This is a genomic window from Kitasatospora sp. NPDC085895, assembly GCF_040702125.1.
Classification (GTDB): domain Bacteria; phylum Actinomycetota; class Actinomycetes; order Streptomycetales; family Streptomycetaceae; genus Kitasatospora; species Kitasatospora arboriphila.
Map to the genome: position 1 here is coordinate 1 of NZ_JBFBJY010000002.1, position 23,763 is coordinate 23,763.

The 23,763-nt window shown below is 73.7% G+C and carries 24 protein-coding genes; 19 read left to right on the plus strand and 5 right to left on the minus strand.

The genetic code is table 11. The features are described from left to right. The first annotated feature begins 126 nt into the window (after positions 1–126). The 15 genes from AB0442_RS01550 to AB0442_RS01620 all read left to right on the plus strand — a co-directional run bounded on the left by AB0442_RS01550 (position 127) and on the right by AB0442_RS01620 (position 14,904). A complete protein-coding gene (locus AB0442_RS01550; RefSeq protein ID WP_366159924.1) occupies positions 127–876 on the plus strand; it encodes a 16S rRNA (uracil(1498)-N(3))-methyltransferase in 750 nt (249 codons plus the stop codon). A 100-nt stretch (positions 877–976) separates the two neighbouring features. Further along, positions 977–4,219, plus strand: coding sequence for a PDZ domain-containing protein (locus AB0442_RS01555; protein ID WP_366159925.1), 3,243 nt, complete (start codon positions 977–979; stop codon positions 4,217–4,219). A gap of 141 nt (positions 4,220–4,360) precedes the next feature. Beyond that, positions 4,361–4,720 (plus strand): histidine triad nucleotide-binding protein, encoded by a 360-nt coding sequence (locus AB0442_RS01560; protein WP_030270608.1) that lies wholly within the window; start codon positions 4,361–4,363, stop codon positions 4,718–4,720. Position 4,721: 1 nt separating this feature from the next. Then, complete coding sequence (locus AB0442_RS01565) at positions 4,722–5,642, plus strand: ribonuclease Z (protein ID WP_366159926.1); 921 nt, start codon at positions 4,722–4,724, stop codon at positions 5,640–5,642. 330 nt (positions 5,643–5,972) lie between these two features. Beyond that, the gene (locus AB0442_RS01570; RefSeq protein WP_344622746.1) at positions 5,973–6,998 is read left to right on the plus strand and encodes a PhoH family protein; all 1,026 of its coding nucleotides are present in this window, start codon (positions 5,973–5,975) and stop codon (positions 6,996–6,998) included. Between the two features lie 14 nt (positions 6,999–7,012). Continuing rightward, entirely contained in the window at positions 7,013–7,507 is a 495-nt protein-coding gene (gene ybeY / locus AB0442_RS01575; protein ID WP_263105453.1) for an rRNA maturation RNase YbeY, read from the plus strand. 13 nt (positions 7,508–7,520) lie between these two features. Continuing rightward, entirely contained in the window at positions 7,521–8,855 is a 1,335-nt protein-coding gene (locus AB0442_RS01580) for a hemolysin family protein (protein WP_344622623.1), read from the plus strand. Between the two features lie 113 nt (positions 8,856–8,968). Continuing rightward, the gene (locus tag AB0442_RS01585) at positions 8,969–9,205 is read left to right on the plus strand and encodes a hypothetical protein (protein ID WP_363540039.1); all 237 of its coding nucleotides are present in this window, start codon (positions 8,969–8,971) and stop codon (positions 9,203–9,205) included. Between the two features lie 19 nt (positions 9,206–9,224). Then, entirely contained in the window at positions 9,225–9,761 is a 537-nt protein-coding gene (locus AB0442_RS01590; RefSeq protein WP_366159927.1) for a DUF4383 domain-containing protein, read from the plus strand. A gap of 144 nt (positions 9,762–9,905) precedes the next feature. After that, positions 9,906–10,904, plus strand: coding sequence for an aldo/keto reductase (locus tag AB0442_RS01595; RefSeq protein ID WP_366159928.1), 999 nt, complete (start codon positions 9,906–9,908; stop codon positions 10,902–10,904). Between the two features lie 71 nt (positions 10,905–10,975). Next, positions 10,976–11,329 carry a cytidine deaminase gene (locus tag AB0442_RS01600; RefSeq protein WP_344622627.1) on the plus strand — a complete coding sequence of 118 codons (354 nt, stop codon included), beginning with the start codon at positions 10,976–10,978 and terminating at the stop codon, positions 11,327–11,329. Positions 11,330–11,466: 137 nt separating this feature from the next. Then, the gene (locus AB0442_RS01605; protein WP_159400980.1) at positions 11,467–11,622 is read left to right on the plus strand and encodes a hypothetical protein; all 156 of its coding nucleotides are present in this window, start codon (positions 11,467–11,469) and stop codon (positions 11,620–11,622) included. A 57-nt stretch (positions 11,623–11,679) separates the two neighbouring features. Next, positions 11,680–12,609 carry a GTPase Era gene (gene era, locus AB0442_RS01610; RefSeq protein WP_363540031.1) on the plus strand — a complete coding sequence of 310 codons (930 nt, stop codon included), beginning with the start codon at positions 11,680–11,682 and terminating at the stop codon, positions 12,607–12,609. A gap of 176 nt (positions 12,610–12,785) precedes the next feature. Continuing rightward, a complete protein-coding gene (locus tag AB0442_RS01615) occupies positions 12,786–14,264 on the plus strand; it encodes an insulinase family protein (protein ID WP_366159929.1) in 1,479 nt (492 codons plus the stop codon). A 61-nt stretch (positions 14,265–14,325) separates the two neighbouring features. After that, on the plus strand, positions 14,326–14,904 hold the full coding sequence (locus tag AB0442_RS01620) for a hypothetical protein (RefSeq protein ID WP_366159930.1): 579 nt from the start codon (positions 14,326–14,328) through the stop codon (positions 14,902–14,904). A gap of 34 nt (positions 14,905–14,938) precedes the next feature. Here the strand turns inward: AB0442_RS01620 and AB0442_RS01625 are convergent, their stop codons facing one another. Together AB0442_RS01625 and AB0442_RS01630 are read right to left on the minus strand one after the other, a co-directional pair. After that, the gene (locus AB0442_RS01625) at positions 14,939–15,205 is read right to left on the minus strand and encodes a protealysin inhibitor emfourin (protein WP_363540025.1); all 267 of its coding nucleotides are present in this window, start codon (positions 15,203–15,205) and stop codon (positions 14,939–14,941) included. A gap of 63 nt (positions 15,206–15,268) precedes the next feature. Further along, the gene (locus AB0442_RS01630) at positions 15,269–16,300 is read right to left on the minus strand and encodes a M4 family metallopeptidase (RefSeq protein ID WP_366159931.1); all 1,032 of its coding nucleotides are present in this window, start codon (positions 16,298–16,300) and stop codon (positions 15,269–15,271) included. Positions 16,301–16,610: 310 nt separating this feature from the next. On the opposite strand from AB0442_RS01630, the gene leuA reads away from it, so the two are divergent. The 4 genes from leuA to AB0442_RS01650 all read left to right on the plus strand — a co-directional run bounded on the left by leuA (position 16,611) and on the right by AB0442_RS01650 (position 21,262). Continuing rightward, positions 16,611–18,392, plus strand: a complete 1,782-nt coding sequence (leuA, locus tag AB0442_RS01635) for a 2-isopropylmalate synthase (RefSeq protein ID WP_363540023.1) — start codon at positions 16,611–16,613, stop codon at positions 18,390–18,392. A gap of 262 nt (positions 18,393–18,654) precedes the next feature. Continuing rightward, positions 18,655–19,332 carry a TerB family tellurite resistance protein gene (locus AB0442_RS01640; protein ID WP_344622634.1) on the plus strand — a complete coding sequence of 226 codons (678 nt, stop codon included), beginning with the start codon at positions 18,655–18,657 and terminating at the stop codon, positions 19,330–19,332. Positions 19,333–19,661: 329 nt separating this feature from the next. Further along, positions 19,662–20,408, plus strand: coding sequence for a DNA repair protein RecO (gene recO / locus AB0442_RS01645; RefSeq protein ID WP_359978291.1), 747 nt, complete (start codon positions 19,662–19,664; stop codon positions 20,406–20,408). Positions 20,409–20,410: 2 nt separating this feature from the next. Beyond that, entirely contained in the window at positions 20,411–21,262 is an 852-nt protein-coding gene (locus AB0442_RS01650; protein WP_344622636.1) for an isoprenyl transferase, read from the plus strand. 162 nt (positions 21,263–21,424) lie between these two features. Here the strand turns inward: AB0442_RS01650 and AB0442_RS01655 are convergent, their stop codons facing one another. The 3 genes from AB0442_RS01655 to AB0442_RS01665 are packed head-to-tail and all read right to left on the minus strand — an operon-like array spanning position 21,425 to position 23,759. Then, the gene (locus AB0442_RS01655; RefSeq protein ID WP_344622637.1) at positions 21,425–21,835 is read right to left on the minus strand and encodes a Fur family transcriptional regulator; all 411 of its coding nucleotides are present in this window, start codon (positions 21,833–21,835) and stop codon (positions 21,425–21,427) included. A gap of 35 nt (positions 21,836–21,870) precedes the next feature. Next, on the minus strand, positions 21,871–22,842 hold the full coding sequence (locus tag AB0442_RS01660; protein WP_366160106.1) for a metal ABC transporter permease: 972 nt from the start codon (positions 22,840–22,842) through the stop codon (positions 21,871–21,873). After that, positions 22,842–23,759 (minus strand): metal ABC transporter ATP-binding protein, encoded by a 918-nt coding sequence (locus AB0442_RS01665; protein WP_366159932.1) that lies wholly within the window; start codon positions 23,757–23,759, stop codon positions 22,842–22,844. Before AB0442_RS01665 ends, AB0442_RS01660 begins: the two co-directional genes overlap by 1 nt. Positions 23,760–23,763: the final 4 nt, after the last annotated feature.

Sequence of the window (23,763 nt, forward strand, 5' to 3'; positions counted from 1 at the left end):
ACTGCCCGCCTAACCGGGTCGCCCACCACCGCCGCCCCCACGGGGCGCGGGGGGGCCCCCCCCCCATTCGGCCGGGGGTGCCCCCACGCGCCCCTTCGGTACTCACTCCCGTAAGGAAGGCCCTTCATGACTGCGCCGGTGTTCGTCGTCGAGAGTGCGGTGCTGGCCGGGGTGGTGCCGGGTGCGGTGGTGCGGCTGGACGGGCCGGAGGGGCGGCACGCCGCGGCGGTGAAGCGGCTGGAGGCCGGAGAGGCGATCACGCTGGCCGACGGGTGCGGTCTCGGGGTCGACGGCACGGTGGCCGCCGTGCACGGCAAGGACGCGCTGGACGTCACCGTCGGCACCGTCCGCACGGAGCCCGAGCCCGGCCCGCGGATCGTCGTCGTCCAGGCCCTGCCCAAGGGCGACCGCGGGGAGCTCGCGGTCGAGACGATGACCGAGGTCGGCGTCGACGCGGTGATCCCCTGGGCGGCCTCCCGCTGCATCACGCAGTGGAAGGGCGACCGCGGGGCCAAGGCGCTCGCCAAGTGGCGGGCCACCGCCCGGGAGGCCGGCAAGCAGTCCCGTCGGCTCCGCTTCCCCGAGGTGCGGGACCTCATGACCACCCGCCAGCTCGCCCCGGTGCTGGCCGCCGCGGCCTTCGCCGCCGTGCTGCACGAGGACGGCGCCGAACCGCTGGCCACCGCGGGGCTGCCCGCGGAGGGCGACATCGTGCTGGTGGTCGGCCCGGAGGGCGGCGTCTCGCCGGACGAACTGGCCGCGTTCGCCGAGGCCGGCGCCGCGCCGTACCGGCTCGGCCCGTCGGTGCTGCGCACCTCCACGGCCGGGGTCGCGGCCGGAGCCCTGCTGCTGGGCCGTACCGGCCGCTGGTCCTGACGCCGGCCCGCGGGCCCGTCCGGACACCGGCGGCCGACCGGCTCGTACGCTCAAGAAGAAACCCCCTGCGACGCGGGCGGGCGGTGCCTAGGGTGCTGGTGTGACCGAACCGCAGAGCACCTTCGAGGGCGCCTACCTGCGCCACCCCCACCTGCACGGCGACCTCGTCGCCTTCGTCGCCGAGGACGACGTCTGGCTCGCACCGCTGGACGGCGGCCGGGCGTGGCGGCTGACGGCGGACCAGACCCCGGTCAGCCACCCGCGCTTCTCCCCGGACGGCCGGCACGTCGCCTGGACCTCCACCCGGGACGGCGCGCCCGAGATCCACGTCGCCCCCACCGACGGCGGCCCGTCCCGGCGCCTCACCCACTGGGGCAGCGCCCGTACCGCGCTGCGCGGCTGGACGCCCGACGGCCGGCCGGTCGCCGTGACCACCGCGGGCCAGGCCACCCTGCGCCGCACCTGGGCCTTCGCGCTGCCGCTGGAGGGCGGCGAGCCGGCCAGACTGCCGTACGGGCCGGTCGGCGGGCTCGCGTTCGAGCCGGACGGCGAGCGCCTCCTGCTGCTGTCGGCGTTCAGCCGGGAGCCCGCCCACTGGAAGCGCTACCGCGGCGGCACCGCGGGCAAGCTGTGGATCGGCGGCCGGGACTTCGAACGGCTGCACACCGGTCTCGACGGCAACATCGACTCGCCGCTGTGGGTCGGCGGGCCGCAGGGCTCCAGGATCGCCTTCCTGTCGGACCACGAGGGCACCGGGCAGCTGTACTCCAGCCTCCCCGACGGCTCCGACCTGCGACGGCACACCGACGGCGGGTTCTACGCCCGCAACGCCACCACCGACGGCACCCGGGTGGTCTGGCACAGCGGCGGAGACCTGTGGCTGCTCGACGACCTGGACGGTGCCGAGCCCCGCCGGCTGGACGTCCGTCCGGCCGGCCCGCGCACCCGCCGCCAGCCGCACCCGGTCTCCGCGGCGGGCCAGCTGGAGTCGGTCGCCCCGGACCGCACCGGACGGGCCGGCGCGGTCGTCGTCCGCGGCACCGTGCACTGGCTGACGCACCGTGAGGGCCCGGCCCGGGTGCTGGACGCCACCCCCGGGGTGCGCGCCCGGCTGGCCCGGGTGGTGCCCGGTGCCGACGGCGGCCAGGGCGTCGTCTGGGTCACCGACGCGGAGGGCGACGACGCGATCGAGTTCGCCCCCGTGGTGCTCGGCGCCGAGCGCCGCCGGCTCGCCGCCGGCCGGCTCGGCCGCGTCCTCGACCTCGCCGTCTCGCCCGACGGCAAGCAGCTCGCGGTGGCCTCGCACGACGGCCGGGTGCTGCTGGTGGCGCTCTCCGACGGCACCGTGCACGAGCTCGCCCGCAGCGAGGACGGCGAGGTCACCGGGCTGGCGTTCAGCCCGGACTCCAGCTGGCTGGCCTGGTCGAGCCCGGCGCTCGGCGCCTGGTCGCTGCGCCAGATCATGCTGGCCGACCTGACCAGCCGCACCGTCAGCGAGGCCACCCCGCAGCGCTTCGTCGACTACGCGCCGGCGTTCACCGCGGACGGCAAGCACCTGGCCTTCCTGTCGGTGCGCAACTTCGACCCGGTGTACGACTCGCACTCCTTCGACCTGTCCTTCCCGACCGGCTGCCGCCCGTACCTGATCACGCTGGCCGCCGACACCCCGTCGCCGTTCGGCCCGCAGCGGGCCGGCCGCCCGGTCGGCGCCGAGGACGACGACGGCGCGGCCGGCAAGGCCGCGAAGGACGCGAAGGACGGCGCCGAGGGCGAGGAGGCGGCCGCCCGGACCCGGGTCGACCTGGAGGGCATCGCCGACCGGATCCTGGCCTTCCCGGTGGAGGGCGGCTCCTTCGGCACCCTGCGGGCCACCAAGGAGGGCGTGGTCTGGACGCGGATGCCGCTGCTCGGCGAGCTCGGCGACACCGCCGCCTCGCTGGAGGACGACCACCCGCGGCCGGTGCTGGAGCGGTTCGACTTCAAGCGGCGGCGCGCCGAGGAACTCGTGCACGCCCTGGACGCGTTCGCGGTCAGCGGCGACGGCAGCCGCCTCGCGGTGCTGGACGACGCCCGGCTGCGGATCGTCCCCGCGGACCAGAAGGCCGGCGAGGACGACGAGGTGGACGTCGACCTCGCGCGGCTGCGGGTCACCGTCGAACCGTCCGCCGAGTGGCGGCAGATGTTCGACGAGAACGGCCGCATCATGCGCGACAACTTCTGGCGCGCGGACATGAACGGCGTCGACTGGGCGGGCGTCCTCGACCGCTACCGCCCGCTGGTCGACCGCCTCGGCAGCCACGACGACCTGGTCGACCTGCTGTGGGAGACGGTCGGTGAGCTCGGCACCTCGCACGCCTACGTCACCCCGCCCGGCCGCGGCACCGAGGCCGCCCGCAGGCAGGGCCTGCTCGGCGCCGACCTCGTCCGCGACGGCGACGTCTGGCGGGTCGAGCGGATCCTGCCCGGCGAGTCCTCCGACCCGCGGGCCCGGTCGCCGCTGGCCGCCCCCGGCGTCGCCGTCCGGCCCGGCGACGCCGTGCTCGCCGTCGACGGCCGCCCGGTCGACCCGGTCGCCGGCCCGGCCCCGCTGCTGGCGGGCACCGCCGGCCAGCCGGTCGAACTGACCGTGGCCGGCAAGGACGGCGTCCCTCGGCACCCGGTGGTCGTGCCGCTCGCCGACGAGGAGGCGCTGCGCTACCACGACTGGGTGGCCGGCCGCCGTGCCGAGGTCCGCGAGCGCTCCGGCGGTCGGCTCGGCTACCTGCACGTGCCCGACATGGTCAGCTCCGGCTGGGCGCAGCTCCACCGCGACCTGCGGGTCGAGCTCGCCCGCGAGGGCGTGGTCGTCGACCTCCGGGAGAACCGCGGCGGCCACACCTCCCAGCTGATCGTCGAGAAGCTGAACCGGCGGATCGTCGGCTGGGACCGCGGCCGCGACCTCGCCAACCCCGAGCCGTACCCCGGGGACGCCCCGCGCGGCCCGGTGGTGGCGCTCGCCAACGAGTTCTCCGGCTCCGACGGCGACATCGTCAACGCCGCGATCCAGGCGCTCGGCATCGGCCCGGTGGTCGGCACCCGCACCTGGGGCGGCGTGATCGGCATCGACAGCAAGTACGCGCTGGTCGACGGCACCTCGATCACCCAGCCCAAGTACGCGTTCTGGCTGGAGGGCTACGGCTGGGGCGTGGAGAACCACGGCGTCGACCCGGACGTGGTCGTCGACTGCCCGCCGCAGGACTGGGCGGCCGGCCGCGACCCCCAGCTCGCCGAGGGCGTCCGCCTCGCGCTGGAGGCGCTCGCCGAGCGGCCGGCGAAGACCCCGCCGCCGCTGCCCGAGCTGTAGGGCCCGTCCGGGCGCGAACGGGCCCGGGGGCGGGCGGCAGCGGCCGTCCGCCTCCGCGCCGGTCCCGTGCCCGCCGCGGGGGAGTGCGCAGCTCGGCTAGGCTGCGGACCGTCAGGAACGTGCACCCGCAAGGAGACCGCCATGGCCGGCGAGGCCCAGCCCGACTGCCTGTTCTGCAAGATCGTGGCGGGGGAGATCCCGGCGACCGTCGTCCGGGAGACCGAGCGCACCGTCGCCTTCCGGGACATCAACCCGCAGGCGCCGACGCACGTCCTGGTGATCCCCAAGGTGCACTACCCGAACGCGGCCGCGCTCGCCGCCGCCGAGCCGGAGATCACCGCCCAGCTGCTCACCGAGGCCGCCCGGGTCGCCGAGGACGAGGAGATCGACGGCCACGGCTACCGGATGATCTTCAACACCGGTGCCGGCGCCGGCCAGACCGTCTTCCACGCCCACCTCCACGTGCTCGGCGGGGTGCAGCTGCGCGAGGGCCTGGTCTGAGGTGTCCCAGCGCGAACTCGTCGTCCTCGGCACCGCCAGCCAGGTGCCCACCCGGCACCGCAACCACAACGGCTACCTCCTGCGCTGGGACGGCGAGGGCCTGCTCTTCGACCCCGGCGAGGGCACCCAGCGGCAGATGCTGCACGCCGGCGTCTCCGCCACCCAGATCACCCGGATCGCCGTCACCCACTTCCACGGCGACCACTGCCTGGGGCTGGCCGGCGTCGTCCAGCGGATCAACCTGGACCGGGTCCCGCACCCGGTGGACGCCTACTACCCGGCCTCCGGCCAGGTCTTCTTCGACCGGCTGCGGTACGCCTCCGCCTTCCACGAGACCGCCGAGCTGCGGCAGCGGCCGATCCTCGACCCCGGCCCGCTGGAGGCCCCCGGCGCGCCGTTCGAGCTGTCCGCGGCCCGGCTGTCGCACCCGGTGGAGTCCTTCGGCTACCGGCTCACCGAGCCGGACAGCCGCCGGATGCTGCCCGAGCGGCTCGCCGCCCTGGGCCTTCGCGGGCCCGCGGTCGGCGCCCTCCAGCAGCACGGCCGGGTCGAGGTGGACGGCCGCACCGTCACCCTGGACGAGGTCAGCGAGGTGCGGCCCGGCCAGCGCTTCGCCTTCGTGATGGACACCCGGCTGTGCGACGGCGTCGACGAGCTCGCCGCGGGCGCCGACATGCTGGTCATCGAGGCCACCTTCGTGGACGCCGACGAGCACCTGGCGTCCGAGCACGGCCACCTCACCGCGGCGCAGGCCGCCCGGGTCGCGGCCGCGGCCGGGGTGCGGACCCTCGTCCTCACGCACTTCTCGCAGCGCTACCCCGTCCTCGACCAGCACCTCGCCGAGGCCCGCAAGCACTTCGACGGCGAGATCGTGATCGCCGAGGACCTCGCCCGCGTCCCGATGCCCCGCCGCCGGGGCTAGGACGTGCACGCACCGAAAGGGCGTGCGGATGCCTCCGCGCGCCCCTGATGCGGCCGGGACGGAAAACCACTCGCGCGGTCCGGGCGGGTGGCCCACCATCGAATCCGGCCTCCGCGGGCGGAGCCGCGCCGCCCCTGCCCTCCGGGAGAGGGCCCGTGCGGCGTACCCTGGTGACCTCGGACACCCCGAGCTGCACCCCGAGACGACGGATTGGGATGAGGCAGGCCGCAGCGCCGACCCATGAGTGACACACCGCAGACCCGTACCAACGGACAGCCGCGCCGTGAGGCGCAGGCCAGCACCCGGATCGTGATCCCCGAGAAGCACCCCATGGTGACGCTGCTGGGTGCGGCCGACTCGCTCCTGCGAGTGATCGAGCAGGGGTTCCCGCAGACCGACATCCACGTGCGCGGCAACGAGGTGACAGCCACCGGCGACCGCTCCGAGATCAGGTTGGTCGAGCAGCTCTTCAACGAGATGATGCTGGTGCTCCGCACCGGCCAACCCCTGACGGAGGACGCCGTGGAGCGTTCCATCGCGATGCTCAGGAGTGCCGCCGACAACCCGGACCACCCGGCGCCCTCCGAGGTGTTCACGGCGAACATCCTGTCCAACCGGGGCCGTACGATCCGCCCCAAGACGCTCAACCAGCAGCGCTACGTCGACGCGATCGACAAGCACACGATCGTCTTCGGCCTCGGCCCCGCCGGCACCGGCAAGACCTACCTGGCCATGGCCAAGGCCGTGCAGGCCCTCCAGGCCAAGGAGGTCAACCGGATCATCCTGACCCGGCCGGCCGTCGAGGCGGGGGAGCGGCTGGGCTTCCTGCCCGGCACCCTCTACGAGAAGATCGACCCGTACCTGCGCCCGCTCTACGACGCGCTGCACGACATGATGGACCCGGACTCGATCCCCCGGCTGATGGCCGCGGGCACCATCGAGGTCGCCCCGCTCGCCTACATGCGAGGCCGCACCCTCAACGACGCCTTCATCATCCTGGACGAGGCCCAGAACACCTCGCCCGAGCAGATGAAGATGTTCCTGACCCGGCTCGGCTTCAACTCGCGCGTGGTGGTCACCGGCGACACCAGCCAGATCGACCTGCCGGGCGGCACCCGCAGCGGCCTCAAGGTCGTCCAGGAGATCCTCGCCGACGTGCCGGACATCCACTTCTCGGTGCTGACCAGCACCGACGTGGTGCGGCACAAGCTGGTCGGCCGGATCGTGGACGCCTACGAGCGCTGGGACGCCCAGCAGGAGGCCGACCAGGCCGCCACCGACCGCAAGCCCGTCCAGCGCCGGGGCGCCCGCGCCCCGCGTCAGTCCCAACGCCAGTCCCACCGCACCGAAAGCTGAGTCACAAGCCCTCCATGTCGATCGACATCGCCAACGAGTCCGGGTGGGACGTCGACGAGGAAGCCATCCTCGACGTCGCCCGCTTCGCCCTCGACAAGATGCGGATCCACCCGCAGTCCGAGCTCTCCGTGATCCTGGTCGACAGCGACGCGATGGCGGAGCTGCACGTCCAGTGGATGGACCTGCCCGGGCCCACCGACGTGATGTCCTTCCCGATGGACGAGCTGCGTCCCGGCAAGGAGGGCCAGGAGCTGCCGCAGGGCCTGCTGGGCGACATCGTGCTCTGCCCCGAGGTGGCCCAGCAGCAGGGCAAGGCCGCCCCCTCGCAGCACTCGATGGACGAGGAGCTGCAGCTGCTCACCGTCCACGGGGTGCTCCACGTGCTCGGCTACGACCACGAGGAGCCGGACGAGGAGAAGGAGATGTTCGGGCTGCAGAAGCGCATCCTGGACGACTGGCGCTCCGGCCGCGGCCTGTCCGGGATCTCCCCGGCGCCGACCGTCCACTGAGGGCCGGCCGCTTGTGAGTGGTGATAGTACGAGCTTCCTCGTCGGGGCTCTGCTGCTGGTCGTGGTCGGCTGGCTCGCCGCGTGCGCCGAGGCCGGCATCTCCCGGGTCTCCCGGTTCCGTGCCGAGGAGGCCGTCCGGGCGGGCCGCAAGGGATCGGCCCGGCTGCTGACGGTGGCCACCGACCCGATCCGCTACCTCAACCTGGCCACCCTGATCAGGGTGGCCTGCGAGATGGCGGCGGCCGTCCTGGTCACCGTGGTCTTCGTGCGGAACGTCGACAAGACCTGGCAGGCGGTGCTCTCCGCGATCGCGGTGATGGTGCTGGTCTCCTTCGTCGCGGTGGGCGTCTCGCCGCGCACCATCGGCCGCCAGCACCCGCTGACCACCTCGACCGCCGCCTCCTTCGTGCTGCTGCCGCTGGCCCGCATCCTCGGGCCGATCCCGCGGCTGCTGATCCTGGTCGGCAACGCGCTGACCCCGGGCAAGGGCTACAAGGAGGGTCCGTTCGCCTCCGAGGCCGAGCTGCGGGCCCTGGTCGACCTCGCCGAGAAGGACGACCTGATCGAGGACGAGGAGCGCCGCATGGTGCACTCCGTCTTCGAGCTCGGCGACACCATCGTCCGCGAGGTGATGGTGCCGCGCACCGACCTGGTGATGATCGAGCGGCACAAGAGCATCCGGCAGGCGCTGACCCTGGCGCTGCGCTCCGGCTTCTCGCGGATCCCGGTGGTCGGCGACAACGAGGACGACGTGGTCGGCATCGTCTACCTCAAGGACCTGATCCGGCGCACCCACGTCAACCGGGACGCCGAGTCCGAGCAGGTCGGCACGGTCATGCGGCCCGCCGTCTTCGTCCCGGACTCCAAGCCGGCCGCCGACCTGCTGCGCGAGATGCAGCAGATGCGCTCGCACGTGGCGATCGTGATCGACGAGTACGGCGGCACGGCCGGCCTGGTCACCATCGAGGACATCCTGGAGGAGATCGTCGGCGAGATCACCGACGAGTACGACCGGGAGATCGCCCCGGTCGAGGACCTCGGCGACGGCTCGTACCGGATCACCGCGCGGCTGCTGGTCGAGGACCTCGGCGAGCTGTTCGGCCTGGAGCTGGAGGACGAGGACGTCGAGACCGTCGGCGGCCTGCTCGCCAAGCACCTCGGCCGGGTGCCGATCCCCGGCTCGTCCTGCGACATCCCCGTCCCGGACGAGACGGCCACCGACCTGGTGGCGATCCGGCTGAGCGCCGAGAGCTCGGCCGGCCGCCGCAACCGCATCGACACCGTCGTCGCCGCGCCCGTCCGGGCCGTCGAGGACCCGGAGGACGAGCTCGCCGACCAGCAGAGCTGACCCCGCCACCGCGCCACGGCCGGTCCCCCGCACCCGGGGGGGCCGGCCGTTCGTGTGGCGACGGACCCGCCCGCGTTTGCCGCCGGGGCCCGGGCGTTTGCACCATGGAGGGTATGACGCACCAACTGCGCGCGGAGTACGGCCCGGCGGGCCGGTCCGGCGAGGTGAGCAGGTGGCACATCGTCCGGACCGCCAACCCCGCCGAGGGCATGTGCGGCGCCACGATCGAACCCGATGCCGAGACCAGGCCCGAGACGGACTGGGGGACGGGGCTGCGGACCTGCCAGCAGTGCGGTTCGCTCTACCTCCACGAGATCCCCTTCCACCGCGACTACCACGGCCACGGCTGACGTACGGCGGAGGCAGCAGATGAAACTGCAAGACGAACTTCCCGTGGACCACCGGCTCGCCCGGATCTACCGCTGGACCGCGGGCCTCGGCGGCGTGTTCCTGGTGGTCTTCGGCATCCTCGGGCTCGTCGACCAGGTCGGCTTCTTCGACACCGACGGCAAGGAGACCCTGGGCCTGTCCAGCAACGGCGCGCTCAGCGTGCTGTCCCTGGTGGTCGGCGCGATCCTCATCGTCGGCGCGGTGATCGGCGGCAACTTCGCGTCCACCCTGAACATGGTCGTCGGCGTGGTGTTCATCCTCGCCGGCTTCGTCGGCCTCATGGTGCTCGACAGCAGCGCCAACCGGCTGGCCTTCCAGATCCCCAACGTGGTGTTCAGCTTCGCCTTCGGCTTCGCGGTGCTCACCTGCGGCATGTACGGCAGGGTGAGCGGCCACCTGCCGCACGACAACCCGTACTGGCGCGAGCGCCACAGCGGCCCGGAGACCGTGCCCAACGGCCCGCCGACCCTCGTCAAGGTGCTCAAGCCGGGCCCGCCCAACCCGATCGGCCACTGAGCCGCACCCCGACGGCCGCGGGAACCAGGAGGCCGGGAGACCCGCCGTCCCGGCCTCCGGTGCGCCCGGCGAAGTCCTTTGACGGACCGTCGGATTCCGGGGGAGGGTGGGCGCCGACCGCACACCACCCACGGAGGGGGACGGATGAGCGAGCGCTCGCTCGGAGGACTGCAGGCCGCACCCGTCGGCTTCGGAGCCATGGTGCTCTCGCCCGGCATGTACGGGCGGACCGACGACGACCGGGGCGTCGCCGCCCTGCACGCCGCGCTGGACGCCGGCGCCACGATGATCGACACCGCCGACGGCTACGGCGCCGACGGCCACAACGAGACCCTCGTCGGCCGGGCGGTCGCCGGCCGCCGCGACGAGGTGGTGATCGCCACCAAGTTCGGCTTCCGCATCCCGGAAGGCGCCGAAGCGCACAGCTTCCCGGTCGGCTACTCCTTCGGCGAGCTGGCCGTCAACGCCGAGCCGAAGTACGTGCGCGGCTACGCCGAGCAGTCGCTGCGCAACCTCGGCACCGACGTCATCGACCTGTACTACCCGCACTTCCCCGACCCGCAGGTGCCCTTCGAGGACACCGTCGGCGCCGTCGCCGACCTCGTCGCCGCCGGCCTGGTCCGCCACCTCGGCCTCTCCAACGTGACCGCCGGGCAGCTGCGCGCCGCGCACGCCGTCCACCCGGTGGCCGCCGTCCAGACCCAGTGGTCGATGTGGCAGCCCGTCGACCCGGAGCTGCTCGCCGCCGCCCGCGAACTCGGCGTCGGCCTGGTCGCCTGGAGCCCGCTCGGCGGCGGCTTCCTCACCGGCACCGTCCAGCAGCTCGGCGAGGACGACTTCCGCCGGCACATCCCCCGCTTCGACGGGGCCAACCTGCAGACCAACAACGACCGCTACGCGCCGCTGCGCGGCATCGCCGCCGACCTCGGCCTGACCCCCGGGCAGCTGGCGCTGGCCTGGCTGCTGCACCAGGACGAGCACGTGGTGCCGATCCCCGGCAGCCGGACCCCCGCCCACATCGCCGAGAACACCGCCGCGGCCGGAGTGGTCCTCGACGCCGCCGTGCTGCACCGCATCGACGAGGCCCTCGCCCTGTTCGCCCCGGCCGGCCGGGGCGCCCTGCTGGCGGAGGGCGACGGCTGACCGGGCCGGCGGGTGTCCGCCCCGCGGTCCGGCGCGGACGGCGCGGCGGTGCCCGCCTATGCTCAGGGCTCATGAGCGAGATCACCGAACTGGATCCCGAGGACAAGAAGATCATCACCCTGGCCCGGTCCGTCCGCGCCCGCAACGGCGTGGCGGAGGGGGCCGCGGTGCGCGACGAGACCGGCCGCACCTACACGGCCGGCAGCGTCTCGCTGGAGTCGCTGCGGCTCAGCGCACTGCAGACCGCGGTGGCCATGGCCGTCGCCAGCGGCGCCAAGGGCCTGGAGGCCGCCGCCGTGGTCACCGAGGCCGAGACCCCGGCCGAGGCCGACCTCGCGGCCGTGCGCGACCTCGGCGGCGCCGGCACCCCGCTGCTGCTGGCGGGCCCCGACGGCGCCCTGCGGAGCCGTACCGAGGCGCGCTGAGACCCGCCCGCCGGGCCGGTCCCGCCCGATAGTCTGATGACCGGCCCGGCGGGGGCGGGGCCGTGCGGACGGCCCCGTCCCGGTGCACGGGAGCGGCGCACGGGAGCGGTGCCGGGGAACGGCGCAGGGGAGGGGACATGGGCGTACTGGCGTTCTTCGCGGGGCTGCTGCTCACCGTCATGGGCTTCGGCCGCTGGCGGGAGACCGGCTCGCCGTACTGGCTGATCGGCTCGCTCGTCCTGCTGGTCCTCGTCCTGGTCGGCGCACTGACCGGAGGCAAGAAGACCGGCTGAGCCGCCCGCCGCGGCACGCGTCCGTCCGGCCGCCGGTGATCAGGGAGAATGGTGCCCATGAATGCCCCTTCCTCCCCGTACCGCTCCGGGTTCGCGTGCTTCGTCGGCCGTCCCAACGCGGGCAAGTCGACCCTGACCAACGCCCTGGTCGGGACGAAGGTCGCGATCACCTCCGACCGACCGCAGACCACCCGGCACACCGTGCGCGGCATCGTGCACCGCCCGGACGCGCAGCTCGTCCTGGTCGACACCCCGGGCCTGCACAAGCCGCGCACCCTGCTCGGCGAGCGGCTCAACGACCTCGTCCGCACCACCTGGGCGGAGGTCGACGTGATCGGCTTCTGCCTGCCCGCCGACCAGAAGCTCGGCCCCGGTGACCGGTTCATCGCCAAGGAGCTCGCCGAGGTCCGCAAGACCCCCAAGGTCGCGATCGTCACCAAGACCGACCTGGTCGACTCCAAGCGGCTGGCCGAGCAGCTGATCGCCATCCAGCAGCTCGGTGCGGAGCTCGGCATCGAGTGGGCCGAGATCATCCCGGTCTCCGCCGTCGGCGACAAGCAGGTCTCGCTGGTGGGCGACCTGATCACCAAGCTGCTCCCCGAGGGCCAGCCGCTCTACCCGGACGGCGACCTGACCGACGAGCCCGAGCAGATCATGGTCGCCGAGCTGATCCGCGAGGCCGCCCTGGAGGGCGTCCGCGACGAGCTGCCGCACTCGCTCGCCGTGGTGGTCGAGGAGATGCTCCCGCGCGAGGGCCGGCCGGCCGACCGCCCGCTGCTCGACATCCACGCCAACGTGTACATCGAGCGGCAGAGCCAGAAGGCGATCGTCATCGGCGCCAAGGGCTCCCGGCTCAAGCACGTCGGCACCACCGCCCGCAAGCACATCGAGGCGCTGCTCGGCACGCCCGTCTACCTCGACCTGCACGTCAAGGTCGCCAAGGACTGGCAGCGCGACCCGAAGCAGCTGCGCAAGCTGGGCTTCTGAGCAGCCACCCCGCAGCACCGCACGGCCCGCCGGCACCCCGCCGGCGGGCCGTCGCCGTTGCGGGAACCGTGCCGATGTCAGCCGCGGACGAGGGGCGTGCGCGGCGCGGCCGCGGTCATGTGCTTCGTCATCAAATCTTCACAATCGGGTCGACTGATTCCCCTTATGATCGCCCGGTGAATCACGAGGTCGTCGACGGAATCCCCGTCCTGTGGGCGGAAGCGCCCGGACCGCTCGAAGCGGTCCTCATGTTCGGGTGCGGCGCGCAGGACGAAACGCTGCGCACCCTGGGCACCACCCACATGATCGAGCACCTGGCGATGAGCACCCTGCCGCGGCTGCACCACGACCACAACGCCTCGGTCGACCTGCTGACCACCCAGTTCACCTGCACCGGCCGCCCCGAGCAGGTCACCGCCTTCCTCGCCGCGGTCTGCGAGGCGCTCACCGCGCTGCCGCTGGACCGCATCGAGCAGGAGGCCGGCGTCCTCGCGGCCGAGGACGGCAGGGTCGCCGACCCGATGACCGGCGAGCTCCTCTCCCACCGCTACGGCGCCCAGGGCCCCGGCCTCGCCGCCTTCCGCGGCCCCGGCGCGGACCGCATCCCCGTCGAGGCCGTCCGCGGGACCGCGGAACGGTACTTCCACCGCAACAACGCCGTCCTCCTGCTGACCGGCCCGCCCCCGGCGGGCCTGCGCCTGCCGCTGCCCGACGGCGAGCGGCCCGACCGCAGCACCCCCCGGCCCGTCCTGCACACCGGCCCGTCCTGGCGCCACGAGGACGTGCCCGGCCCCGGCATCGCCCTGCACGGCGACCTCGACGATCCGGCCTTGCTGCTCGCCTGCAAGGTCCTCTCCGAGCGCCTGCGCGCCACCGTCCGCCACGAGCACGGCCTCTCCTACGACGTCGGCGGCGACGCCGTCCACGCCGGCCCCGGCCGGGGCGAGCGCACCGTCTGCCTGGACGCCCGCGAGGGCCAGGAGGCGCGGGTCGCCGAACTCCTCTGGGCGGGAGCGCTCCGCCTCGCCGCCGAGGGCCCCACCGATGCCGAACTCGCCGAGGAGGTCACCGGGCTCCGCGAGCTCTTCGAGGACCCGCGCTCGGTCACCCACGAGCTCGGCGAGGCCGCCGGCGCCCTGCTCTTCGGCGATGTTCGCCAGGACGCGCAGACCCGCCTCGCCGCCCTCGAGAAGGTCACCCCGGACCAGGCCCGGGAGGCGTTCGCCCGCGCGCTGGAGACCGTGCTGCTCGTGGTGCCCTGCGACGCGGAGGTCGAGGCGGTGCTGCCGGACGGCCGCCCGCTGCCCGCCTACTCCTGTGCCACCGTGCGCGACCTGCCCTCCGGCGCCGCGGTGTTCCGTCCGCCGCTCAGTGCCCGGTTGCGCTCCGCGGAGGCCCGCCGGGCCCGTCTCGCGGTCGACGACCGGGGCCTGTGGGCGCGCGAACCCGACGGCGGGGTGCACCACGTGCCGTTCGCCGAGGTGGTGGGCGTCGAGATGCGCGGCCCCGGCCGGGTCGTCTTCGGCCGCGACGCCTGCGTGATCCCGGTGGTGCCGGAGCTGTGGGCCGGCATCGGCGCGGCCGTCGACGCCGTGGACGCCGCCGTGCCCGAGCACCTGCGGTACGCCGCCTCGGCCTTCCGCCCCGCGGACTGAGCCCCCGCCCCCGCCTTCCCGTCGCGTTCCCAGCGCCCGTTCCGCCCACCGGAGTTCCGCCGTGCCCACCTTCGCCGCCGTCACCGCCGCCGACACCGACCGGGTCCGGGCCGCCCTCGGGCGGTCCAGGCTCGGCGGCTACCTCTACCCGGGCGCGCCCGGCGGCACGGCGGTCCTCTTCGACCCGCCGAAGCCGCGGTTCGGCCGGATCTCCCGCTCCCGGCTGCTCGACCCGGCCTTCGACCTCGCGTTCGAACTCAAGGCCCCGGTCTGGGTGCTGGAGGACGACGGGCGGTGCGCCGGCGCCACGGCCTGCTTCGCCGGCGGCGGCTTCCGCGAACTGAGCTGGGCCGCGGACTGGACGCCGCCCACGGACACGGCGGCCCTTGCCGCGCACCGCGCGGAGTGGGACGCGTACTGCGCGAGGACCGCCGAGAAGGCCGGGCTGCCCGACCCCGCCGCGCTGGCCGCCGTCCGCAACGACCCGGCGCCGGACGGCAGTCGGCCGAGCGGCGAGGAGGTGCTCCGCCGGCTGTGCGAGGTGGTCGGCGCCCCGGACACCGCCGTCGGACAGTCGCTGTTCCACCGGGCCGGGCCGCGCGGGCGGGACTTCGTCCGCTTCGAGGCGCGTCGCCGCTGACGGACGGGCGCGACCCCCGGACGCCCCGCGGCCCTCAGGCGCCCTCGCGCATGACCAGGCCGACCAGTTCGCGCTGGGAGTCGGTGAGCTTCGGGTCGGCGCAGTAGACGGTGCGGCCGTCCACCGTGATCTCGTAGTGGAATCCGTCCGGCACGCCGTACGAGGGGGCGCGCAGCCCGCCGGCCATCGCCTCGCGGGCCAGTGCGTGCACGTGCGGTGCGTCGGGGCGCGAGGCGGTGTCCAGCTCGGCGTGCTTGGCGTGGCCGGCGAAGCCGCCGGTCCTGGTGACCTGGATACGCATGGTTGTCAGTGTGCTACGCAGGGCTGGGCTTTGCCGAGGTCTTTCACAGAGTCCACCCGTACCTCAGGTTGTGCTGATTCCCACCTGTGACCACGCGTCGGCCACCGCGTCCGCGACGCCGCTCACCCGGGGGTTGTGCGAGCTCGCGGTGGCGACCGTCGCCCGGGCGAAGGCGGCGAAGTCGGTGGTGGGGGAGAGCCGGCCGCTGGTGAGGGTGTCGTACCAGATCCGGCCGGCGCCCTCCCAGGCGTGGCCGCCGATCGCGACCGCCGCGAGGTAGAAGGCGCGGTTGGGGATGCCGGAGTTGATGTGCACCCCGCCGGAGTCGCTCCGGGTGCGGACGTAGCCGTCCATGTGCGCGGGCTGCGGGTCGGTGCCGAGCCGGTCGTCGTCGTAGGCGGTGCCGGGGGCCTTCATCGAGCGCAGGGCGACCCCGCGCACCCCGGGGGCGAGCAGGCCGGCCCCGATCAGCCAGTCCGCCTCCTCGGCCCGCTGGCCGAGCGCGTACTGCTTGACCAGGGAGCCGAAGACGTCGGAGAGCGACTCGTTGAGCGCGCCCGGCTGGTCCCGGTACTCCAGGTCGGCGGTGAACTGCGTGACGCCGTGCGTGAGTTCGTGGCCGATGACGTCCAGGCAGGCGGTGAAGTCGACGAAGATCTCGCCGTCCCCGTCGCCGAAGACCATCCGGCTGCCGTTCCAGAAGGCGTTGTCGTAGCGGTCGCCGTAGTGGACGGTGGCGTCCAGCGGCAGCCAGACGTCGTCGATCGAGGCCCGGCCGTACACCTCGCGGTAGAGCTCGAAGGTGGCGCCGAGGCCGTCGTAGGCGCGGTCGGCGGAGTCGTCGGCGACCGGCCCGCCGCCCTCGGTGCGCACGGTGCGGCCGGGCAGCGTCTCGGTGTGGCCGGCGTCGGCGACGGTGCGGGTGAGCCGGTGCGGCGCGGCCGCGGCGGAGGGGACGGCGAGCAGCCGCTGCTCGCGCAGGGCGGTGTCGACGGCCACCGAGCGCCGGGCCGGCGCGTGGCCCAGGCCGGCCAGTCGGTCGAGGATGTGGGGCGGGACGATGGCGCAGCACGGGTACGCGGGAGTCGCAGCCATGTCGCCCAGGGTGATGCATCCATGACGAGATGTCACGACCCCTGCAGGAAGCGAACCGTCTCAGTGGGTGGAATCGTGGTGGGCTTCACTTCGTGTGCCCGGGGAGCTGGGTTACGCTGGGGGGCATCATGCGTTACGGGCTGCTTCTTCTTAGCTGCCGCGGCGAGGGCCTGTAGTCCATCGGAGGCCGGCTCCCTCGCCGCGGGGAGTCGTGTTGCGCCCTTTTCTGGATGCGGCACACCAGTCGGCCGAGTTCGGGTGTCCAAGCCCCGATCAGCCCGCAATCGACATGGAAGCCGAGAGTCACCCCATGACCGAGCAGTCGTCCGTCGCCCGCGCGTTCATCGACCGCCCCACCCCGATCACGGCACACACGGTCCAGCAGAAGCCCTCGGGCATGCCGTTCCACCGCTACGTACCCTTCGGCACCGTCGACCTGCCCGACCGCACCTGGCCGAGCAAGGTGATCACGCAGGCCCCGCGCTGGCTGTCCACCGACCTGCGGGACGGCAACCAGGCCCTGATCGACCCGATGTCCCCGGCCCGCAAGCGCAAGATGTTCGACCTGCTGGTGCGCATGGGCTACAAGGAGATCGAGGTCGGCTTCCCGTCCTCCGGCGCCACCGACTTCGCCTTCGTGCGCTCCCTGATCGAGGAGGACGCGATCCCCGAGGACGTCACGATCTCGGTGCTGACCCAGGCCCGCGAGGACCTGATCGAGCGCACCGTGGAGTCCCTGAAGGGCGCCGCCCGGGCCACCGTCCACCTGTACAACGCCACCTCGCCGCTGTTCCGCCGGGTGGTCTTCAAGGGCAGCAAGGACGACATCAAGGCGATCGCCGTGGACGGCACCCGTCTGGTGATGGAGTACGCGGAGAAGATCCTGGGCGACGAGACCGTCCTGGGCTACGAGTACTCGCCGGAGATCTTCATCGACACCGAGCTGGACTTCGCCCTGGAGGTCTGCGAGGCGGTCATGGACGTCTGGCAGCCGGGCGAGGGCCGCGAGATCATCCTGAACCTGCCGACCACCGTCGAGCGGTCCACCCCGAACGTCTACGCCGACAAGATCGAGTGGATGTCGCGGAACCTGTCCCGCCGCGAGTTCGTCTGCCTGTCCACCCACCCGCACAACGACCGCGGCACCGGCGTCGCCTCCGCCGAGCTGGCCGTGATGGCCGGCGCCGACCGCGTCGAGGGCTGCCTGTTCGGCCAGGGTGAGCGCACCGGCAACCTGGACCTGGTCAACGTCGGCATGAACCTGTTCTCGCAGGGCGTCGACCCGATGATCGACTTCTCGGACATCGACGAGATCCGTCGCACCGCCGAGTACTGCAACCAGATGGGCGTCGCCGAGCGCCACCCCTACGCCGGCGACCTGGTCTACACCTCCTTCTCCGGCTCCCACCAGGACGCCATCAAGAAGGGCTTCGACGCCCTGGAGGCCGACGCGGCCGCCGCCGGCGTCCCGGTCTCCGACTTCACCTGGGGCGTCCCGTACCTGCCGATCGACCCCAAGGACGTCGGCCGCTCGTACGAGGCCGTGATCCGGGTCAACAGCCAGTCCGGCAAGGGCGGCATCGCGTACGTCCTGAAGAACGACCACAAGCTGGACCTGCCGCGCCGGATGCAGATCGAGTTCTCGAAGAACATCCAGTCGAAGACCGACGCCGAGGGCGGCGAGGTCACCCCGGCCGAGATCTGGGCGGTCTTCCAGGACGAGTACCTGCCGACCCCGGACAACGCGTGGGGCCGCATCTCGCTGGACGGCCCGCGCAGCCTGACCACCGAGAACGGCCGGGACGTGCTGCACGCCGAGGCCGTGGTGGACGGCGAGCGCACCGCGCTGACCGGCTCCGGCAACGGCCCGGTCTCCGCCTTCGTCGACGCGCTGGCCGGCATCGGCCTGGACGTCCGCGTCCTGGACTACGCCGAGCACGCGCTGAGCGAGGGCGGCGACGCCCAGGCCGCCGCCTACGTCGAGTGCGCCGTCGACGGCAAGGTGCTGTGGGGCGTCGGCATCGACGGCAACACCGTGCTGGCCTCGCTGAAGGCCCTGGTGAGCGCCGTCAACCGCGCGCAGCGCAGCTGACACGCCGGAGCGACGTGCACGAGGGGCCGCCCGTGGGGGCGGCCCCTCGCCGCGTTTCCGGGCCGTCCGGCCCCTCCCGCAACCCCGTGTGTCCTGCGCCACATTTTTTCGCCCCGGCACCCGTTCGGGGTGCTGACACGTGCCCGTAACCGTGGCAACATCGACGCACCGGAACCGGGGTCGGTGGGACGGCCAGCGGAGTCCGGTCGCGTGACCTGCCCGCAGACGTGCAGGCCGCCTGCCATGTCTGGGGAGTGGCGCCGTGACAGGGTTGTGGGGTGTCCGTCCTCGCTGGCGGACTGACGTCCTCGGTGACTTCTTCTGCCCGGGCTGCGGCGGCGACCGCAACTACCGCCGACAGCACGGCCGGCGGTGGCTGCGGTTGCTCGGCACCCCGGTCCTGCCGCTCGGCCCGGTCATCGGCAGCGTGCAGTGCACCAGCTGCCACGGCCGCTACGGCGTCGAGGCGCTGGAGCAGCTCACCTCCGTCCGGCTCGCCGCGATGCTCCGCGACGCCCAGTACACCGTCGCCCTCGCCGTCCTCGCCGCCGGCGGATCCGGCAGCCGGGCCGGCCGTGACGCCGCCTGCGCCCTGATCCGCGAGGCCGGCTTCGACGACTGCGGCGAGGCCCAGGTCCTCGCCTCCCTCGCCGCCCTCACCGGCCGCAGCGGCGGCGAACCCCAGGACGTCGACGACACCGCCGCGAGCGGCGCCGGCGGCCTCGCCATCGAACTCCACGCCGCCCTCGAACCGCTCGCCCCGCACCTGGCGCCGGCCGGCCGCGAACGGCTCGTCCTGCAGGGCGCCTGGATCGCCCTCGCCGACGGCGGCTACCTGCCGCAGGAGCGCGCCGCCCTCGCCGCCGTCGGGCGCTGCCTGCGGATCGGACCCCCGCGGGTCGAGGACCTCCTGGAGGACGCGACCCGCGCCCCGCGCTGACGACGCCGCTCCCGCTCGCCCGCGCCCTCCCACGTCCTGCCGTCCCCTCCCACGTCCTGCCGTCCCTCCCCGCGCTGCCCGTTTCCCGGGCCGTGCCCCCGACCGGGCCCGACTCCCCCTCCCGGGCCCGCCGTGACCCGCACCGACAGGGCAACCCCCGGCCCCGGTGCGGGGCCCACGGCTGCCCGCGGACGGCCGTGCGGACCGCCGCGCGGGGCGGTCCATGAGCGTCGGGTCGGGTCGTGCGGGTCCGCCCGGAGACCGGTCGGCGTGCGCGAGAATGGGGGGATGCCGATACTGCCCACCGCCGTCGCCCGGAGCGCCGCCGCATGAGCCTGTTCCGCGACGACGGCGTGGTGCTGCGCACCCAGAAGCTCGGCGAGGCCGACCGGATCATCACCCTGCTCACCCGCCAGCACGGCCGGGTCCGGGCCGTCGCCCGCGGCGTGCGCCGCACCAAGTCGAAGTTCGGCGCCCGGCTGGAGCCGTTCTCCCACGTCGACGTGCAGTTCTTCAGCCGGGGCAGCGACCTGGTCGGCCGCTCCCTGCCGCTGTGCACCCAGGTCGAGACCATCGCCCCGTACGGCGGCCGGATCGTCGGCGACTACGCCCGCTACACCGCCGGCACCGCCATGCTGGAGACGGCCGAGCGCTTCGCCGAGAACGAGGGCGAGCCCGCCGTCCAGCAGTACCTGCTCCTGGTCGGCGGCCTGCGCACGCTCGCCGCGGGGGAGCACGAGTCGCACCTGGTGCTCGACGCCTTCCTGCTGCGCTCGCTCGCGGTCAACGGCTACGGCGCGAGTTTCGGCGCGTGCGCCAAGTGCGGCCTGCCCGGACCCAACCGGTTCTTCTCGCTCCAGGCGGGCGGCGTGCTCTGCGCCGACTGTCGGGTCCCTGGAAGTGCCGTACCCTCCCCTGAGACACTGGTCCTGCTCGGCGCACTGCTGTCGGGGGACTGGCAGACGGCCGACGCCTGCGAGCCGCGCTACTGGCGTGAGGGCAGCGGGCTGGTGGCCGCCTATCTGCAGTGGCACCTGGAGCGGGGCATCCGCTCGATGAGATACGTGGAGAAGTGAGCATGGCAGCACGACGGCTCTTCGGCAGCAAGCAGCGGGTGTACGAGACCCCGGCGCCGCACCCGAGCGGCGCCCGTCCGCCGAAGATCCCCGGCGAGCTGGTGCCCAACCACGTGGCCTGCGTGATGGACGGCAACGGCCGCTGGGCCAAGGAGCGCGGCCTGCCCCGCACCGAGGGCCACAAGGTCGGCGAGGCCGTCGTCCTCGACGTGCTCCGCGGCTGCCTGGAGATCGGCGTCAAGAACCTCTCGCTCTACGCCTTCTCCACCGAGAACTGGAAGCGGTCCCCGGAGGAGGTGAAGTTCCTGATGAACTTCAACCGGGACGTCATCCGACGACGCCGCGACGAGATGGACGCCATGGGCATCCGCATCCGCTGGGCCGGCCGCATGCCGAAGATGTGGAAGAGCGTCGTCCAGGAGCTCCAGGTCGCCCAGGAGCAGACCAAGGACAACACCGCCATGACGCTGTACTTCTGCGTCAACTACGGCGGCCGCGCCGAGATCGCCGACGCCGCCCAGGCCATCGCCCGCGACGTCGCCGCCGGCCGGCTCGACCCCAAGAAGGTCAACGAGAAGACCTTCGCCAAGTACCTGTACTACCCCGACATGCCGGACGTCGACCTGTTCCTGCGCCCCAGCGGTGAGCAGCGCACCTCCAACTTCCTCGCCTGGCAGTCCGCCTACGCCGAGTTCGTCTTCCAGGACGTGCTCTGGCCGGACTTCGACCGCCGCGACCTGTGGCGCGCCTGCGAGCAGTACGCGCGGCGCGACCGCCGCTTCGGCGGGGCGATCCCCAACGAGGTGGAGGCCGCCGCCGAGGCAGCCGCCGCGGAGCTCCCGGCCCAGCGCTGACGGGCCGCACCCGCCTTCCGCGAACACGTGAGAGGCCCGGGCCGACCGGCCCGGGCCTCTCTCGTGTTCAGGTGCGGTGCTGTTCCGGCGCCGTGTGTTCCGGCCCCGCATGTTCGGGTGCCGCGTGTTCCGGCGCCGTGCGTGCGGGTGCTGCCCGCGCGGTCAGGCCTTCTGCGCGCAGTTCCCGCAGGTGCCGAAGATCTCCAGGGTGTGCGCGATGTCGCTGAAGCCGTGCTCGGCGGCGACCGCGTTCGCCCAGTGCTCCACCGCCGGACCCTCCACCTCGACCGTCGCACCGCAGGTGCGGCACACCAGGTGGTGGTGGTGCCCGCTGCTGCACCGCCGGTAGACCGCCTCGCCCTCGGACGTCCGCAGCACGTCCACCTCACCGGCCTCGGCGAGGGACTGCAGCGTGCGGTAGACCGTGGTCAGACCCACCGAGTCGCCCCGGTGCTTGAGCATGTCGTGCAGTTCCTGCGCGCTGCGGAAGTCCTCGATCTCGTCCAGCACCGCCGAGACGGCGGCTCGCTGCCGAGTGGATCGGGCTCGCGGCGTCGGGCCTGCGGTGGTCACCGTGGGTCCTCCAGGGGGTGGGATGCTGTCGCACCTCATTGTGCCAGCCCCCGGCCCGCGGACGGCTCGCTCTCGCGCCGTCCGTTCCGCCCCGTGGACGCCCCCTCCCGATCGGGAGCCTCCGCCGTCCGGCCCGCCGATTGGGCGGGCAGCACCACGTCGCAGACCTCCGGACCGGAGTCCGGCGCGGCCCGGTGCCGCCGCCGGGCCAGCGGGCCCGCCACCGCGCCCAGCAGGGCGAAGGCGGCGATCGCGAGCAGCACGATCGCGGGGCCGGACGGCACGTCGGCCTGGTACGAGCCGGCCACCCCGAGCACCGCCACGGTGATCCCGAGGCCGACCGCCGCCGCCTGGGTCGCCCGGAAGGAACGCGTCACCTGCTGCGCGGCCGCCACCGGGACGACCATCAGCGCACTGACCAGCAGCAGTCCGACGACCCGCATCGCCACCGTCACGGTGACCGCGGCCATCACGGCCAGCAGCAGGTTCAGCACCCGGACGGGGATCCCGGTGACCCGGGCGAACTCCTCGTCCTGGCAGATCGCGAACAGCTGGCGGCGCAGTCCGAAGGTGACGGCCACGACCACTGCGGCCAGTACGGCGATGGTGGCGAGGTCCCCGGGGCCCACGGTGAGGATGGACCCCCACAGGTAGCTCTCCAGGTTGCCGCTGCCGGCCTGGGCGCTCACGCTGACCAGCAGCTTGCCGCAGGCCATGCCGCCGTAGAAGAGCATCGCGAGGGCGATGTCGCCGCGCTGGTTGCCGCGCGAGCGGACGAGTTCCATCACGACCGCGCCCAGCACGCAGACCAGGACGGCCATCCAGACCGGGCTGGTCTGGAACAGGAAGCCGAGGCCGACGCCGGTGAGGGCGACGTGCCCGATGCCGTCGCCCATCAGCGCCTGACGCCGCTGCACCAGGTAGACGCCGACGGCCGGCGCGGTGATCCCGACCAGCACGGCGGCGACCAGCGCGCGCTGCATGAAGTCGAATTGCAGCATCTCGATCATGCGAGCAGTCCTCGGGGGTGGGTGTGGTCGTCGGCGTGCGGGTGGACGTGGTCGTGGCCGGGCAGGGCGTGCTGTCCGACCCCCTGGGGCGGCGGGCCGTCGTGCGCCACGCAGCCGTCCCGCAGCACCACGGCCCGGTCGATGAGCGGCTCCAGCGGGCCGAGCTCGTGCAGGACGAGCAGGACGGCGCAGCCGCGGTCGGCCTCCCGGCCCAGGATGTCGGCGAGCACCTGCTGGCTGGCGACGTCGACGCCGGCCATCGGCTCGTCCATGATCAGCAGGTCCGGTTCGCCGACCAGGGCGCGGGCGATCAGCACCCGCTGGTGCTGGCCGCCGGAGAGCCCGGTCACGCCGTCCTCGGCGCGGTCCAGCATGCCGACCGCGGCCAGCGCCCGGTCGACCGCCGCCCGGTCGCGTCGGCGGAACGGCAGCAGCCGGTGCTGCGGCAGCCGTCCGGTGGAGACCACCTCGCGGACGGTCGCCGGGACGCCGCCGGCGGCGGTGGTGCGTTGCGGCACGTACCCGATCCGGCGCCAGGCGCGGAACGAGCGGTACGGGGTGCCGAAGAGCTCCAGGTGCCCGCGGTCCAGCGGGACGCCGCCGACCACCGCCTTGACGGTGGTCGACTTGCCCGAACCGTTGGCGCCGAGCAGGGCCACCACCTCGCCGGGGCGGACGGTGAGGTCCACGCCGCGCAGCACGGGGCGGCCGCCGACCGAGGCGACCGCCTCGCGGAGACGGACGGCCGGCGGCAGGCCGTTGGGGGCCGTGTCGGGTGCCGCCTCGGGTGTCGCCTCAGGGGTTGCGTCGGGCGTGGTGGTTTCGGGCGCGGCGGGGGTTTCGGGCGTGGTGGTGGTTTCGGGCGTGGTGGTGGTTTCGGGCGCGGTGGTGCGCTCGGGGAGGACTGGGCTCATGGCG

Bases quoted from the DNA above. Each gene is read 5' to 3' on its own strand.
- AB0442_RS01665 (WP_366159932.1), bottom strand. From the start codon at position 23,759: ATGAGCCCAGTCCTCCCCGAGCGCACCACCGCGCCCGAAACCACCACC.
- AB0442_RS01585 (WP_363540039.1), top strand. From the start codon at position 8,969: ATGACGCACCAACTGCGCGCGGAGTACGGCCCGGCGGGCCGGTCCGGC.
- AB0442_RS01605 (WP_159400980.1), top strand. From the start codon at position 11,467: ATGGGCGTACTGGCGTTCTTCGCGGGGCTGCTGCTCACCGTCATGGGC.
- AB0442_RS01550 (WP_366159924.1), top strand. From the start codon at position 127: ATGACTGCGCCGGTGTTCGTCGTCGAGAGTGCGGTGCTGGCCGGGGTG.
- leuA (WP_363540023.1), top strand. From the start codon at position 16,611: ATGACCGAGCAGTCGTCCGTCGCCCGCGCGTTCATCGACCGCCCCACC.
- AB0442_RS01570 (WP_344622746.1), top strand. From the start codon at position 5,973: ATGGTGACGCTGCTGGGTGCGGCCGACTCGCTCCTGCGAGTGATCGAG.
- AB0442_RS01560 (WP_030270608.1), top strand. From the start codon at position 4,361: ATGGCCGGCGAGGCCCAGCCCGACTGCCTGTTCTGCAAGATCGTGGCG.
- era (WP_363540031.1), top strand. From the start codon at position 11,680: ATGAATGCCCCTTCCTCCCCGTACCGCTCCGGGTTCGCGTGCTTCGTC.
- ybeY (WP_263105453.1), top strand. From the start codon at position 7,013: ATGTCGATCGACATCGCCAACGAGTCCGGGTGGGACGTCGACGAGGAA.
- AB0442_RS01600 (WP_344622627.1), top strand. From the start codon at position 10,976: ATGAGCGAGATCACCGAACTGGATCCCGAGGACAAGAAGATCATCACC.
- recO (WP_359978291.1), top strand. From the start codon at position 19,662: ATGAGCCTGTTCCGCGACGACGGCGTGGTGCTGCGCACCCAGAAGCTC.
- AB0442_RS01595 (WP_366159928.1), top strand. From the start codon at position 9,906: ATGAGCGAGCGCTCGCTCGGAGGACTGCAGGCCGCACCCGTCGGCTTC.
- AB0442_RS01650 (WP_344622636.1), top strand. From the start codon at position 20,411: ATGGCAGCACGACGGCTCTTCGGCAGCAAGCAGCGGGTGTACGAGACC.
- AB0442_RS01590 (WP_366159927.1), top strand. From the start codon at position 9,225: ATGAAACTGCAAGACGAACTTCCCGTGGACCACCGGCTCGCCCGGATC.
- AB0442_RS01625 (WP_363540025.1), bottom strand. From the start codon at position 15,205: ATGCGTATCCAGGTCACCAGGACCGGCGGCTTCGCCGGCCACGCCAAG.
- AB0442_RS01630 (WP_366159931.1), bottom strand. From the start codon at position 16,300: ATGGCTGCGACTCCCGCGTACCCGTGCTGCGCCATCGTCCCGCCCCAC.